The organism is Janthinobacterium sp. SUN118 (assembly GCF_030397695.1).
Classification (GTDB): domain Bacteria; phylum Pseudomonadota; class Gammaproteobacteria; order Burkholderiales; family Burkholderiaceae_D; genus Janthinobacterium.
In genome coordinates this window covers 320,928-336,189 of sequence record NZ_JAPUBV010000002.1, presented here as the reverse complement: position 1 = coordinate 336,189, position 15,262 = coordinate 320,928, and the positions used below count along the sequence as shown (strand labels likewise).

At 65.9% G+C, this 15,262-nt stretch carries 7 protein-coding genes; 3 read left to right on the top strand and 4 right to left on the bottom strand.

Annotation, left to right across the window (positions count from 1 at the left end):
• Positions 1 to 70: 70 nt before the first annotated feature.
• Positions 71 to 370 carry a DUF3349 domain-containing protein gene (locus O0880_RS17155; RefSeq protein ID WP_289887730.1) on the bottom strand — a complete coding sequence of 100 codons (300 nt, stop codon included), beginning with the start codon at positions 368 to 370 and terminating at the stop codon, positions 71 to 73.
• Between the two features lie 150 nt (positions 371 to 520).
• On the opposite strand from O0880_RS17155, the gene O0880_RS17150 reads away from it, so the two are divergent.
• On the top strand, positions 521 to 1,024 hold the full coding sequence (locus O0880_RS17150) for a thioredoxin family protein (RefSeq protein ID WP_289887729.1): 504 nt from the start codon (positions 521 to 523) through the stop codon (positions 1,022 to 1,024).
• A 5-nt stretch (positions 1,025 to 1,029) separates the two neighbouring features.
• Here O0880_RS17150 and O0880_RS17145 read toward each other — a convergent pair whose 3' ends face one another.
• Complete coding sequence (locus O0880_RS17145; protein ID WP_289887727.1) at positions 1,030 to 3,036, bottom strand: methyl-accepting chemotaxis protein; 2,007 nt, start codon at positions 3,034 to 3,036, stop codon at positions 1,030 to 1,032.
• A gap of 188 nt (positions 3,037 to 3,224) precedes the next feature.
• Complete coding sequence (locus O0880_RS17140) at positions 3,225 to 3,722, bottom strand: Lrp/AsnC family transcriptional regulator (protein ID WP_071325689.1); 498 nt, start codon at positions 3,720 to 3,722, stop codon at positions 3,225 to 3,227.
• Positions 3,723 to 3,876: 154 nt separating this feature from the next.
• Here O0880_RS17140 and O0880_RS17135 point away from each other — a divergent pair, with 154 nt between their 5' ends.
• Together O0880_RS17135 and O0880_RS17130 are read left to right on the top strand one after the other, a co-directional pair.
• A complete protein-coding gene (locus O0880_RS17135; protein WP_289887724.1) occupies positions 3,877 to 5,904 on the top strand; it encodes an aminotransferase class V-fold PLP-dependent enzyme in 2,028 nt (675 codons plus the stop codon).
• Between the two features lie 331 nt (positions 5,905 to 6,235).
• A complete protein-coding gene (locus O0880_RS17130) occupies positions 6,236 to 14,935 on the top strand; it encodes a glucoamylase family protein (RefSeq protein WP_354669894.1) in 8,700 nt (2,899 codons plus the stop codon).
• On the opposite strand, the gene O0880_RS17125 is transcribed toward O0880_RS17130, so the two are convergent.
• Positions 14,921 to 15,157, bottom strand: coding sequence for a hypothetical protein (locus O0880_RS17125; RefSeq protein WP_289887723.1), 237 nt, complete (start codon positions 15,155 to 15,157; stop codon positions 14,921 to 14,923). The genes O0880_RS17130 and O0880_RS17125 overlap by 15 nt on opposite strands.
• Positions 15,158 to 15,262 lie beyond the last annotated feature (105 nt).

Below are 15,262 nucleotides of genomic sequence, written 5' to 3'. Positions count from 1 at the left end.
GGCGCGTTCGGGCCGCGTTGCTCAGTGTGAGCCCGATATTATCCCATGCGTGCTGTTTCGCTGCCTGTGCTCACTCATCCTCTGCACAGACGGCCTGCAAGCCGTGCCGTTCCAGCAGGCTCCTGACGGCGGCGATGGCGGCCGGTTCCGGTTTGCTGCTGGCGCAGGCATGGATGTCATTGGATACCCGCGCCGCATCCTTGCCCGTGACGGCGGCCACCAGTTGGGCCAGGTTACGGTCGGAAAAGTGTTCATACAGCAGGGCCAGCACGGGGAAATACGCCGCGTCGGGCATGCCGCCGGGATAGGCGCTGCGCAGCATGCGCGCGGCGCCCGACAGGGGCGGGGGCAGGGTATCTTGCAGGCGCACGTCACGTCTCCTCGGGATTGCTTATACGTTTTCCGCATAAGCACAGTGCAATTAAATGGTGGATATTTCTGACAAGCAGGCATATTCTAGGCAATCACGCCTGCTGGCGCCTGTTCAGCTGGCCTCACGATCTTCTCTCAGGAGCCCCGCATGCGTCTTTCCATCCTCTTCGCCAGCCTGCTGTTCGCCGGCGCCGCCGTTGCCGCCGCCCCGACACCTACCGCCGCGCCTGCCGCCACGCCGCATTTGCCCTACAACGCGGCGGCAGACGCCAAGGCCGACGTGGCCCGCGCGCTGGCCGAGGCCAAGGCGGCCCATGTGCCCGTGCTGCTGATCTTTGGCGCCAACTGGTGCGAGGATTGCCGCGCGCTCGACAAGGCCCTGAAGGAAGGGAAAAATGCACAGCTGATGCAGCAGGAATTCAAGGTCGTCAAGGTCGATGTCGGCAATTTCGACCATAACCTGGACGTGGCGCAAGCCTATGGCAATCCGCTCAAGAAAGGCATCCCGGCCGCCGTGCTGGTTTCCAGCGACAACAACCAGGTGCTGTACGCCACCAAGGGCGGCGAGCTGGCGAATGCACGCCGCATGAGCGAAAGCGGCATCCATAACTTCTTCAAGCAGGCGGCCAGCGTGAAGTCGCCGGCCCTTTAATCGGCTTAAAACTCTTCCCACGCATCGCTGGCCGGCGCTTTCGGGCGCGCGGCCGCTGTCGGTACCCTGGCCATCGCTGGGCGAACAGGCTTGGGCAGCGCGGGCTGGCTGGTCAGCGCAGGATGCGCCGCCGCATGGCCCGATTCCTCCAGTTTGAAGACGCTGACCACCTGCGCCAGCCGGCCCGCCTGATCCTGCAGGGACTGGGCCGCCGCGGCCGCTTCCTCCACCAGTGCGGCGTTTTGCTGGGTCGCATCATCCATCTGCGTGACGGTGGCGTTGACTTGCGCGATGCCCTGGCTTTGCTCCTGGCTGGCCGAGGCGATCTCTCCCATCAGGTCGGCCACGCGCTGCACGGAAACGACGATGTCCTGCATGGTGGCGCCGGCTGAATCGACCAGCTTGCTACCGGCTTCCACCTTGCTGCCCGAGTCGACGATCAAGTCCTTGATTTCCCGGGCCGCCGCGGCCGAGCGCTGCGCCAGGTTGCGCACTTCCGTCGCCACCACGGCAAAGCCACGGCCCTGCTCTCCGGCACGGGCCGCCTCGACGGCCGCGTTCAGGGCCAGGATATTGGTTTGGAACGCAATACCGTCGATCACGCCGATAATGTCCGCGATCTTGCGCGAACTTTCCGTAATGGCGCCCATCGTCTGCACCACTTGTCCCACCACCTCGCCGCCCTTGACGGCGTGGCTCGAGGCCGACACCACCAGCTGGTTCGCCTGCCGCGCATTGTCCGCGTTCTGCTTCACGGTCGACGTCAATTCTTCCATGGCCGCCGCCGTTTCTTCCAGGCTTGAGGCCTGGGCTTCCGTACGCGCCGACAGGTCCAGGTTGCCCGACGCGATCTGGCTCGATGCGCTGGCAATCGCCCCTGTACTGTCGCGAACTTCGCGTATCGTCACGTTCAGCGATGCGACGAAGCGGTTGAAGGCGGAAGCCAGTGCACCGACTTCATCTTCCGATTCGACCAGCATGCGGCGGCTCAGGTCGCCATTGCCGCTGGCGATTTCACCCAGCATGTCGGCCGCCCGCGCGACGGGCGCGGCAATGGCGCGGCTGATGGCATAGATGATGGCGAGGGCGATGCCGCCACCCACGAGGCCGGCGACCAGCGCGGCGATCAGCGCCGAGCGCGTGACATTGCCCAGCACTTCCGCTTCCGGCACTTCGGCCAGCACGTACAGATTCAGCTCCGGCACGAAAGAGGCGGCGATGAACTGGCGGCCGGCGGGTGCAGCGTAGGTGGCGTAGGCGTATTTGTTGCCGGTCAGCAGCGTCTTGCTCAAGGCGTCGTCAAAGCCGGGCAAGTCTTTCAACTGGTGCTTGCCATCGGCCAGCGCCGTGTCGCGGTGCACCAGCAGCACGCCGTTGGCGCGCGCCAGGTAGACATAGCCGGTCTGGCCGATCTTGTAGCCGCGGATGGTGTCGGCCAGCGCATTGATGGACAGCCCCAGTCCGGCGGCGATCTGCTTGCCGCCCGCCGTCTGGCCACGGGCGTTCAGATACAGCATGAGGTCGTTCGAATTTTCCGCCTTGTCGATATCGAGCGTGTAAGCCTTGTCGCCGGCCAGCAAGCCATAGAACCACTGGTCGGCGGCCTGGTTCTTGTCCAGGGTGCGCAGCAAGCCATCCGTGGTGAAATACTTGCCCGTGCTGGCCGAGGCCCAGTTGATCGAGGCCGCCTTGTTCTTTTCTTTCACGGCCGTGGCATAGCGCTGGAAGGTGGCGATGCCGCTGTCGGGCAAGCCCGCGTCTTCCCAGTCTTGCAGGTAGACGTCGTTGGCCATCGTCTGCACGACGGACAGGGGCTGGCTGATCTGGCGCAGCACGTCGTTGCGGATTTCGCCCACCTGTGCCGGCAGTTCCTGGCTGACGACGCGCTCGCGCACGTAATCGCTGCTCATGCGCACGCTGAGGAACGAGGAAATCGCCATGAACAGCAGCAGGCACAAGCCCATGCTGAACAGCAGTTTTTTCTGGATGGAGAGGCGGCGGAGCAGAGACATGGAAGACCTTGGAGGATGGCCTGCGTAATCGGCAGAAAGGCGGGCAGGCAAACAGGCAGTATACCGGCCGGGCCTGGCGCCATGCCGCGCCATGGCTGCTCTTTGTTAATGTATGTTGCATTGCAGCAACGTGAAAAACAGGCAATCATGTCTGTTTTTCATGCATCGTGGCGGCACCCGGAAACGCGTCAGGCCGGCAAGCCGTGGGCGATCAATTCCAGCGGCAATTCCGTGCTGCACTTGATTTGTTCCATGGAAAAGGCCGACGACACGCCCGTCAGCTGCACGGCCTTGATGAGCTTTTTATAGAAGGTGTCATAGCCCTTGATGTCGGTGGTGACGACTTTCAGCAGGTAGTCGATGTCGCCGCTCATGCGGTGAAACTCCTGCACTTCGGGCAGCACGATGACGGCGGCGGCAAAGCGGCGCAGCCATTTTTCATCGTGCTGGCCCGTGCGCACGCTGACAAACACGGTCACGGGCAAGCCGACTTTTTGCCGGTTGACGATGGCCACGCGGCTCTCGATGTAGCCGTCTTCCTCGAGCCGCTTGACCCGTTTCCAGCAGGGCGTACTGGACAGGCCGATCTTCTCGCTGAGGGCGGCGATCGACAGGGTGCCGTCCTGCTGCAGGGCGGCCAGGATGGCGCAGTCGAACTTGTCGAGTGCCGTATTTGGTGAATTCATTTTACTATTCCAATTTTTATAGCATGAACATGCTGCATATTACCGTAGTTGCAGTGTCTTTTGGCATATCTTCACGGGGGCGCACCGGTAGACTATCCATACGTTACAGCCGCTTGCGCTGCGCCCTTTTTTAGAGAATGCCCGGACTGCCATCATGAAAGAAATCTACCTCGACAGTAACGCCACCACCTGCGTGCTGCCCGCCGCCGTTGCCGCCGCCACGCAGGCGATGGCGCACGGCTACGGCAATCCCAGCAGCACCCACGCCACGGGGTTGCAGGCCAAGGCCATGATGGATGGCGTACGCCGGCGCGCCAGCGGCCTGCTGGGAACGGGCGACGGCCGTCTGATGTTCAACAGCGGCGCCACGGAAGGCATCCAGACGGCCGTGCTGTCGGCCCTGTGCGCGCTGCGCGAACGGCGCGATGCGGGCAAGCGCATCGGCAGCCTGCTGCTGTACGGCGCGACCGAGCACAAGGCCGTGCCGGAAAGCCTGGCGCACTGGAACCGCCTGCTCGGCTTGAACCTGGAACTGCGCAAGCTGCCCGTCGATGCGCAGGGGCGCCACGATCTGCAAGCCCTGGGCGCCCTGGTCGGCGACACGGCCATGCTGTGCACGATGGCGGCGAATAATGAAACGGGCGTCGTCAGCGACCTGTCCGCCATCGCGCAGCTGCTGCAGGAGCGCGGCGCCGATGCGTACTGGATGGTCGATTGCGTGCAGGCGCTGGGCAAGCTGAAGCTCAATCTGGCCGCCACGCGCATCGATTACGCGCCGTTTTCCGGTCACAAGCTGTATGCGCCGAAGGGCATCGGCATGCTGTACGTGCGCGCCGGCGCGCCGTTTACGCCGCTGATGATGGGTGGTGGCCAGGAAGCGGGGCTGCGCTCGGGCACGGAAAACATGGCAGGCATCGCCGCCCTCGGCGCCGTCCTGGCCGCGCTGGAAGACGGCTCGACCTTCCGCAGCCACGCCGAACTGGCCACATTCCGCGAGCGCCTGGTGGCCAGCCTGGAGCAGGCATTCCCCGGCATCGTCTTCAACATGCCGTTCGAGCTGTCGCTGCCGACCACGCTCAATTTTTCCGTGCCTGGCCTATCCTCGAAAGAACTGCTGGACCTGTTCGACGCGGCGCGCGTGCGCGTCAGCTCGGGCAGCGCCTGTTCGGCCGCCAAGGCCTTGCCCAGCTATGTGCTGGAAGCGATGCATGTGCCGCAATGGCGGGCCAGTTCGGCCATCCGCCTGTCGTTCGGCCCCCTGGTCGATGAGGCGACCATCGCCGCCGCCTGTGCCCGCATCGCCCGCTGTGGCGAGGCGCTGCGCCACAGCTGCCTGCTGCCGTCGGCGCTGGCGCCATCGCCGCACGATGGCGTGATCCAGCTGAGCGTTGACGGCCAGTGCACCTGGGTGCTCAGCGACGCCGCCAGCGCCAGTTGCGTCGTCCTCGATCCCGCCGCCGCACTGGTGCCGCGCCTGGCCGCCTTCATCCGCTGCCAGCACCTGGCACTGCGCGCCATCGTGCATACGACGGCGCCGACCGACCATGGCGCGGCGCGCCTGGCGCTGCTGCAGGAACTCGAGATCGAACAGGTGGGCCGCGTCGATATCGATGGCGAGCTGGCATTCGGCCAGCAGCGATTGCGCCGCATCGAGTGCGGCGCGACCCATGTGTACCTGCTGGGGCAGCGCTACGCCTTCACCGGCTCCCTGGCGCCGCAAGCCATCGCACCCTTGCTCGCTGCCGGCCTGGTGACGCCCGACACCGTGCTGTGTGCGGCGGGCAACGATGGCAGCATCTGCAACACCGTGCGCGCAGCGCAGGACGGCATCGTGCCGGCCGCCGAACTGCAGCTCGATGCGGCGGGCTTGCCGGCCTTCCTGCGCCAGCATCCGGACGCCATCCTCGTCGATGTGCGCGAAGCGTATGAACACGCGGCTTGCGCCGGCCAGGTGTTCGAGGGCTGTGAAGTGCGCAGCGTGCCGCTGAGCCGCCTGGCGGGCCAGGTGGGAGCGTGGCTGCAAGAGCCGCGGCGTCCGCTCGTGTTTTTCTGCCGCAGCGGCAACCGCAGCGCGCGTGCGGCCGCCTGCCTGCGCCGCCTGGGCCATGGCGCCGCATGGCAGTTGAACGGCGGCATGGCGCTGGCGGAAGCGACGCGCCACCCGCTGGCCATCGCGGCTTGAACCAACGCAACATTTTCTTTTTACAATCTTGCACCGCGTCATCACTGGCGCGGTGCCTGTAATTCATTTCTTGTAGGCATTTTTCTTCCGCCTGCCTCGCTGTTTTCTCTGCCCGCACGCCGCCAAAGCGCCAGCTATGTACGCTAGCGCACGGTCTTGCGCGCGCCGCGCACCTACGATGAAGTTCAGAAAATCTCCCTATACCCTGAGATTCGTCGCAACGCTCCGGCGCTTCGCTTTCCGTCTTCGCCAGTGTCCGTTCTTGTTTTTCCTGACTGGGCCGAGGTAGCGGAGGCCGCTGGCTGCATGCGCGCACCTAGCGAGGCCCAAGTTGAAAGAGTACACAGCAGTAGTCACGGAGCAGATCAGGCAACAGCTTTCCCGATTCAAGGAAATCTTCCGCGACCATCCCCTCGCCACGGACATGTTCGACGCCGCGCGCGACGATGCCTTGCCCCTGCGTTCAGAATTATTCAGCGCCATGCAGATGGCCGCCCACGGCAAGCACGTGGCTGCCGGCCACGCCGTGGGCAAGCATCATGGCCGCGACCGCCTGCTGGCCCGGCTGGCCGACAATGCGGCCCTGATCACGGCCACCGTCAACGAATTGACGGCCACCGTCAAAAGCGGACGCCAGGTCACGCCCGCCTCGGAATGGCTGCTCGATAATTTCTACCTGATCGAAGAGCAGATCCGCACCACGCGGCGCCACCTGCCGAAAAATTACAGCAAGGAGCTGCCACGTCTGACCACGGGCTTCGATGCCGGCTGTCCGCGCGTGTACAAGATCGCGCTGGAAATCATCTCGCATGGCGATGGCCGGGTCGACCTGGAAAACCTGTGCCACTTCGTCGAGGCGTACCAGGATGTCGCCACCCTGACCCTCGGTGAACTGTGGGCCGTGCCCATCATGCTGCGCCTGGCCCTGATCGAAAACCTGCGCCGCGTGGCCGTGCGCGTGGCCGACGACCGCATGCAGCGCGACCTGGCCAATACCTGGGCCGACCAGATGACGGACATCGCCGAACGCAATCCCAGCGGCCTGATCCTGCTGGTGGCCGACATGGCGCGCTCGAATCCGCCGATTACCAGCGCCTTCGTGGCCGAGCTGTCGCGCCGCCTGCAGGGGCAAAGCCCGTCGCTCACCCTGGCCCTGTCGTGGCTCACGCACAAGCTGGCCGAGTCGGGTCTCACGATCGAGCAGCAGATCCAGTCCGAGATCGGGCAGCAGGCGGCGGACCAGGTGTCGATCGCCAACAGCATCGGCAGCCTGCGTTTTCTCGGCACCATGGATTGGCAGGAATTCGTCGAGACCATGAGCGTGGTCGAACAGACCCTGCGCCTGGATCCGGCCGGCACGTATGGCTTGATGGATTTTGCCACGCGCGACAGCTACCGCCACGCCATCGAACGCATCGCCAAGCGCAGCGCGCGCAGCGAAATGGAAGTGGCCGAGATGGTGGTGCAGCTGGCGCACACGCATGGCGGCGGCAGCGATGCGCGCCGCGGCCATATCGGCTTTTACCTGGTCGGGCGCGGCGTGCTGGTGCTGGAAAAGCAGGCCGGCGCGAAGCTGCCCTTCATCGAGGCGCTGCAGCATACGGCGCGCGCCGCGCCGCTGGCCGTCTACCTGGGCGCCATCTCGTTCCTGACCCTGGCCACGAGCGCGCTGCTGCTCGAGCGGGCCGTGCGCCATGGCGTGCAGGGCTGGCTGCTGGCGGCGCTGGGCGTGCTGGCGCTGCTGGGCAGCAGCCAGCTGGCCGTGGCCGTGGTGAACTGGCTGGCGACCCTGATGACGTCGCCGCACCCGCTGCCGCGCATGGATTACCAGGCCGGCATTCCGTCTGACGCGCGCGGCATCGTCGTGGTGCCGACCTTGATTTACAGCAAGGAAAACGTGGCCGCCCTGTGCGAGGCGCTGGAAGTGCGCTACCTGGCCAACCGCGATCCGAACCTGCGTTTCTGCCTGCTGACCGACTTTGTCGACGCGGACGCGCAAACCTTGCCCGGCGACGACGCCTTGCTGCGCCAGGCGCAGGACATCATCCGCGGCCTGAACGATAAATATCGCGTGGAGGGCGTCGAGTTCCAGGAGAACGGCGACCCGGCCGACGCCGCGGACCTCGGCCATGTGGGACCCTTCCTGCTGCTGCACCGTCCGCGCCTGTGGAATTCGCAGCAGAATGCGTGGATGGGACAGGAGCGCAAGCGCGGCAAATTATCCGACCTGCACGCCTTCCTGCGCGGCGGCGCGCGCGACAAATTCTCGCTGGTGGAAGGCGAGCTGCGCGGCCTGCGCACGATCAAGTACGTGATCACGCTCGACACCGATACGCAGCTGCCGCGCGATGCGGCGCGCGAATTCATCGCCACCATGATGCACCCGCTGAACCGCCCCGTGCTGGACGCGGCCGGCACGCGCGTGGTGGCCGGCTACGGCATTTTGCAGCCGCGCGTGGCCGTCGCGCTGCCCAGCGCGAACGCCTCGCGCTACGAGCTGCTGTGCGGCGGCGAGCCGGGCATCGACCCCTATACGCGTACCGTCTCGGACCTGTACCAGGACGTGTTTTATGAAGGCTCGTTCATCGGCAAGGGCATCTACGACCTCGACATGTTCGAGCGCGTGCTGGGCCAGCGCCTGCCCGACAATAAAATCCTCAGCCACGACCTGCTGGAAGGCTGCTATCTGCGCGCGGGCCTGCTCAGCGACTCGCAGCTGTATGAGGAATATCCGGCCCGCTATGATGCCGACGTCAGCCGGCGCCAGCGCTGGATACGCGGCGACTGGCAGCTGGTCGGCTGGCTGCTGGGCCGCGTGCCGGGCCGCGCCGGCAAGCGCGAACGCAATCCATTGTCGATGCTGTCGCGCTGGAAGCTGTTCGACAACCTGCGCCGCAGCGCGGTGGCGCCGGCCACGACCCTGTCCCTGCTGCTCGTGTGGGGCTTCCTGCCCCACGTGGCTTTCTGGAGCGCGGCGGTGCTGGCCATCATCTTCCTGCCGCCCGTGTTTTCGGCGCTGTACGACCTGCTGCGCAAACCCCGCGACACGCTGTGGCGCCAGCACCTGGCCGCGTTCGAGCGGCGCTGCGGCGTGCAGTTTTCGCATGCCATGCTGACGCTCGTCTTCCTGCCGTACGAGGCCTACATCAGCCTCGACGCCATCGCGCGCACCCTGTGGCGCCTGGGCGTATCGCACCGGCATTTGCTCGACTGGCGCGCCTCGAACCTGCACACCTCGTCCGGCTCGCAGGCGGACAGCTGGCGCGCCATGTGGTGCTCGCCCGTGCTGGCGCTGGCCACCGCGGGCGCCCTGTTTTACTGGCGTGCCGACTCCTTGCCGGCAGCGGCCGTGGTGCTGTTGCTGTGGCTGGCCGCCCCCGTCATCGCCTGGTGGATCAGCCGTCCCATCGAGCGTGCCGTGGCGCGCCTGTCGGCCGAGCAGGGACGCTTCCTGCATGGCGTGGCGCGCAAGACCTGGGCCTATTTCGATACCTTCGTCGGCCCTGACGATCACTGGCTGCCGCCCGATAACATGCAGGAGCATCCCAACCTCGTGGTGGCGCACCGCACCTCGCCGACGAATATCGGCCTGGCGCTGCTGGCCAACCTGACGGCCTACGATTTCGGCTACCTCACCATGGGCCAGCTGATCGAACGCAGCCGCGCCACCTTGCACAGCATGGGCGAACTGGAACGCTTCCAGGGGCATTTCTATAACTGGTACGACACGCAGACCATGAAGGCGCTGCAGCCGATGTATATCTCGACGGTCGACAGCGGCAACCTGGCCGGCCATCTGCTGACCTTGCAGCCAGGTTTGGTGGAACTGTACGACGCGCCCATCGTCGGCCTACAGGTGGTGCAGGGCATCCGCACGACGGCGCAGGTGCTGCAGGAATGCATCGCCGCCGAAGGCGAAGGCAAGGGCGTGCGCGAAGCGCTGGCGCTGCTGCAGATGCCGGCCGCGCCGGCCAGCCTGCCGGAATGGCACGCCTACCTGCACGCGGCGAATGGCGCCGCCGATGCCCTGCTGTCGCTGACCTTGCAAAGCGAGGATGGCGAACTGCCCATGTGGACGGGGGCGCTGGCGCGCCAGTGCCGCGCGGCGCTGGCCGAATTGCTGCAACTGGCGCCATGGGCGGCGCACGCGGGGCTCGCCGGATTGGACGCGGCGCTGGCGCGCGTGCCGACGCTGCGCGAACTGGCGAACCTGGAAACGGCGGACGGCACGCCGTCCGAGCTGGCCGTGCTGCTGGCGCAAGGCCGCGAACAGGCGGGCCGCTTCATGCGCGACATCGCCCATGCGGCGGGCCAGGCGCGCGACTTCGCGCAGGTCGAATATGCGTTCCTGTACAACCCGTCGACCAAGCTGCTGGCCATCGGCTACAACGTCAGCGAGCGGCGCCTGGATCCCAGCTATTACGATTTGCTGGCCTCCGAAGTGCGCCTGGCCAGCTTCATCGCCATCGCCCAGGGCCAGCTGCCGCAGGAACACTGGTTCGCGCTGGGCCGCCAGCTGTGCATGGTGGCCGGCCAGCCCGTGCTGCTGTCGTGGAGCGGCTCGATGTTCGAATACCTGATGCCGCTCCTGGTGATGCCGAACTACCCGAACACCTTGCTCGACCAGACCTACCGCTCCGTGATCGAGGCGCAGATCGATTATGGCCGCCAGCGCGACGTGCCTTGGGGGATTTCCGAGTCCGGCTACAACACGGTCGACGCCAGCCTGAATTACCAGTACCGCGCCTTTGGCGTGCCTGGGCTGGGCTTGAAGCGGGGCCTGGCCGACGACCTGGTGGTGGCGCCGTATGCCAGCATGATGGGTTTGATGGTGCAGCCGGAAGCGTCGTGCCAGAACCTGCAGCGCATGCAGGCGGCCGGCTACATGGGCCGTTACGGCTTCTTCGAAGCCATCGATTTCACGACGGCGCGCCTGCCGCGCGGCCAGGGCAGCGCCGTCATCCGCTCGTTCATGGTGCACCATCAGGGCATGGGTTTCCTCTCCCTCAGTTACCTGCTGCACGACCGACCCATGCAGCGCCGTTTCGAGTCCGATCCGCTGCTGCAGTCGGCCTTGCTGGTGCTGCAGGAACGCACGCCGCAGGCGGGCGCTTTTTACTCGAACACGGCCGAACTGGCGGTGCTGCGCAGCGGCGCGCCGGAGCAGGCCATGCCGATGCGTATCCTCACGCAGGCCAACAGCGCCGTGCCGGAAACGCAGCTGCTGTCGAATGGCCGCTACCACGTCATGGTGAGCAACGCGGGCGGCAGCTACAGCCGCTGGAAAGACCTTTCCGTGACGCGCTGGCGCGAAGACAGCACGCGCGACAACTGGGGCAATTTCTGCTACCTGCGCGACCTCGACGATGGCCAGGTCTGGTCCGCCATGTATCAGCCGACGCTGGTCGAGCCGAAAAAATACGAGGTGATTTTTTCCGAGGGGCGCGCGGAATTCCGCCGCGCCGACCACGGCCTCGATCTGTACACGGAGATCGTCGTCTCGCCCGAGGACGACATCGAAATCCGCCGCACGCGCATCAGCAATAATTCGAACCGCCAGCGGCGCATCGAGATCACCAGCTATGCCGAGGTGGTGATGGCGCCGGCGGCGGCCGATGCCGCCCATCCCGCGTTCAGCAAGCTGTTCGTGCAGACGGAAATCCTGCCGCACGAGAATGCGATTTTGTGCACGCGCCGGCCCCGCTCGAAAGACGAGCAGATGCCATGGCTGCTGCACGTGATGACGGTGCACGACGTGGAACGCTACGAGGTCTCGTTCGAGACGGACCGCGCGCGCTTCATCGGCCGCGGCAACACGGCGCAGCTGCCGCAGGCGCTGCAGGACAGCGGTCCCTTGAGCGGCGGCCAGGGCTCCGTGCTCGACCCCGTCGTGGCCATCCGCTACGTCATTACCCTGGCGCCGGACCAGGCGATCACGGTCGACAGCGTCACCGGCATGGCCGAGCAGCGCGACGCGGCCCTGCACCTGATCGACAAGTACCAGGACCGCCACCTGGCCGACCGCGTGTTCGAGCTGGCCTGGACGCACAGCCAGGTGGTGCTGCGCCAGCTCAATGCCAGCGAAGCCGATGCGCAGCTGTACGCGCGCCTGGCCAATGCCGTGATCTATCCGAATGCGTCGCTGCGCGCCGAGGCCAGCATCCTGATCAAGAACCAGCGCGGCCAGTCCGGCCTGTGGGCGTATGCGATCTCGGGCGACCTGCCCATCGTGCTGCTGCAGATACGCGATGCGGCCAATATCGAACTGGCGCGCCAGATGGTGCAGGCGCACGCCTACTGGCGCCTGAAGGGGCTGGTGGTGGACCTGGTGATCTGGTACGAGGAGCAGTCGGGCTACCGCCAGCTGCTGCACGACCAGATCATGGGCCTGATCGCCTCGGGCATCGATGCGCAGGCGATCGACCGTCCGGGCGGCATCTTCGTGCGCCTGGCCGAGCAGATCGCCAATGAGGACCGCATCCTGCTGCAATCGGTGGCGCGCGCCATCATCAGCGATTTGCGCGGCACTTTGGCCGAGCAGGTCAAGCGTCCCCCCAGTCCCGTGCTGCGCATGCCGCCGCTGTTGCAGGATTCGGGCCGCGAGCCGGTCAGCGTGCCGCACCGCGCCGCGCCGCGCGAGCTGATTCTGGAAAATGGCCTGGGCGGCTTTACGCCGGACGGCCGCGAATATGTGATCACCACCGGCGAGTTGGGGCGGACGCCGGCGCCCTGGTCGAACGTGCTGGCCAACGCCCAATTCGGCACGGTGGTATCGGAGTCCGGCCAGGCCTATACGTGGAACGAGAATGCGCATGAGTTCCGCCTCACGCCATGGCAGAACGACCCTGTTTCCGACCTGTCCGGCGAGGCATTCTACGTGCGCGACGAGCAGAGTGGCCAGTTCTGGTCGCCGTCGGCCCTGCCGGCGCGCGGCAGCGGCGACTATGTGACGCGCCACGGCTTCGGCTACAGCGTGTTCGAGCACAGCGAAGGCGGCATCGCCACGGAACTGTGCACTTATGTGGCGCTCGATGCGGCCGTCAAGTACTCGGTGATCAAGGTGCGCAATGACAGCGGCGTGCCGCGCCGCCTGTCCGTCACCGGTTACGTGGAATGGGTGCTGGCCGACCTGCGCGCCAAGTCCGGCATGCACGTGGCGACCGAAGTCGACACGATCAGCGGCGCGCTGTTTGCGCGCAATAACTACAACACGGAGTTTTCGGGCCGCGTCGGCTTCTTCAATACCGACGCCAGCATCCGCTCGATCACCTGCGACCGCAATGAATTCATCGGCCGCAACGGCAGCCTGGCGCAGCCGGCGGCATTGCGCAGGGTGCGTCTGTCCGGCAAGGCCGGCACGGGCCTCGATCCATGCGCGGCGATCCAGGTGCCGTTCGAGCTGCAGCCGGGGCAGGAGCGCGAGATCGTCTTCATTCTCGGCGTGGGCGGGCGCCGCAATGCCGACGCCAGCACCATGGTGCAGCGCCACGCGGGCAAGGAGGCGGCCCGCGCTACTCTGGACAAGGTGCGCGCCTACTGGGAAACCACGCTCGGCGCCGTGCGCATCGAGACGCCCGATCCATCGCTGGACGTGATCGCCAACGGCTGGCTGATGTACCAGACCATCGCCTGCCGCCTGTGGGCGCGCAGCGGCTATTACCAGTCGGGCGGCGCTTACGGTTTCCGCGACCAGCTGCAGGACGCGATGGCCATGATCCATACGGCGCCGCAGCTGCTGCGCGGCCATTTGCTGCTATGTGCGGCGCACCAGTTTGTCGAGGGCGATGTGCAGCACTGGTGGCATCCGCCATCGGACCGCGGCGTGCGCACGCACTGTTCCGATGATTACCTGTGGCTGCCGCTGGCCACTTGCCGTTACGTGATCGCCACCGGCGACGTGAATGTGCTGTCGGAGGTGGCGCCCTTCATCGAGGGGCGTACCGTCAAGCCGGAAGAAGATTCCTATTACGACCTGCCCGTGCGCTCGGGCGAATCGGCCGACCTGTATGAACACTGCGCGCGCGCCATCCGCCACGGCTTGCGCCTGGGCGTGCATGGCTTGCCGCTGATGGGCTCCTGCGACTGGAACGACGGCATGGACAAGGTGGGCGAGCATGGCAAGGGCGAGAGCGTGTGGCTGGCCTTCTTCCTGTACGAAGTGCTGCAGCGTTTTGCCGAGGTGGCCGTGCTGCGCGGCGATGCGACGTTTGCCCAGTTCTGCCGCGACGAGGCCGTCAAGTTGTCGGCCAACGTGGAGGAACATGCCTGGGATGGCGAGTGGTACCGGCGCGCGTATTTCGACGACGGCACGCCGCTCGGCTCGCACACCAACGAGGAATGCCAGATCGATTCGATTTCGCAAAGCTGGGGCGTGCTGTCCGGCGCGGCCGACAAGGAGCGGGTCGCGGGCGCCATGCGCCAGGTCGATGCGCGCCTGGTGCGACGCGAGTCCGGCGTGATCCAGCTGCTCGATCCGCCGTTCGACAAGTCGAATCTCAATCCCGGCTACATCCGCGGCTATGTGCCGGGCGTGCGTGAAAATGGCGGCCAGTACACGCACGCGGCCATCTGGACGGCCATGGCCTTTGCCCGCCTGGGCGACGGCGAGAAGGCGTGGGAGCTGCTGCGCATGATCAATCCCGTGCGCCATGGCGTCGACGCGCAAGCCGTGGCGCGCTACAAGGTGGAACCGTATGTGGTGACGGCCGACGTGTATGCCGTCTCGCCGCACGTGGGGCGCGGCGGCTGGAGCTGGTACACGGGGTCGTCGGGCTGGCTGTACCGGCTGATCGTCGAATCCCTGCTGGGATTGACGCGCGAAGCGAAGGTGCTGCGCCTGGCGCCGACCATGCCGGCCGAGTGGAGCAGCTTCAAGTTGCATTACCGTTTTGGCGCCAGCAGCTATGCGATCACGGTGGAAAAGGCGGCCGGCAGGCCGGCAGGGCTGTCGCTCGATGGCGTGACGCAGGACGGCGACAGCATCGCCTTGCGCGACGAGGGGCGCGAGTATGCGGTGCTACTGCTGCTGTAGTTTTGTCGTCGTGCCTTGCCATGTCTCGTGTTCGGGGCGGCGCCGGCCGGCCAGCAGGATCAGGCCGGCACCGAACAGCAGCAGGTCGCGCGTACGCACTTCGGACGCGGCGTCGCGCGCGGCAGGCACCGCCTGAGGGGAGGTGGGTGTCGCCGTGGCGGCGGATGCCTGGCTGGCGCAAGCGGCCAGGCACAGGGCCGCGATTCTTCCATTTAACTGCATACATTCCTTAAAAAAGCGCGCCGGCCGTACGGCATCAGCGCGCCAGTGTTCATGTCGACGGCATTGTAAATATCGACATGAACATTGTAAATAGGAAATTTTTTC

Bases quoted from the DNA above. Each gene is read 5' to 3' on its own strand.
- O0880_RS17150 (WP_289887729.1), top strand. From the start codon at position 521: ATGCGTCTTTCCATCCTCTTCGCCAGCCTGCTGTTCGCCGGCGCCGCC.
- O0880_RS17140 (WP_071325689.1), bottom strand. From the start codon at position 3,722: ATGAATTCACCAAATACGGCACTCGACAAGTTCGACTGCGCCATCCTG.
- O0880_RS17125 (WP_289887723.1), bottom strand. From the start codon at position 15,157: ATGCAGTTAAATGGAAGAATCGCGGCCCTGTGCCTGGCCGCTTGCGCC.
- O0880_RS17135 (WP_289887724.1), top strand. From the start codon at position 3,877: ATGAAAGAAATCTACCTCGACAGTAACGCCACCACCTGCGTGCTGCCC.
- O0880_RS17145 (WP_289887727.1), bottom strand. From the start codon at position 3,036: ATGTCTCTGCTCCGCCGCCTCTCCATCCAGAAAAAACTGCTGTTCAGC.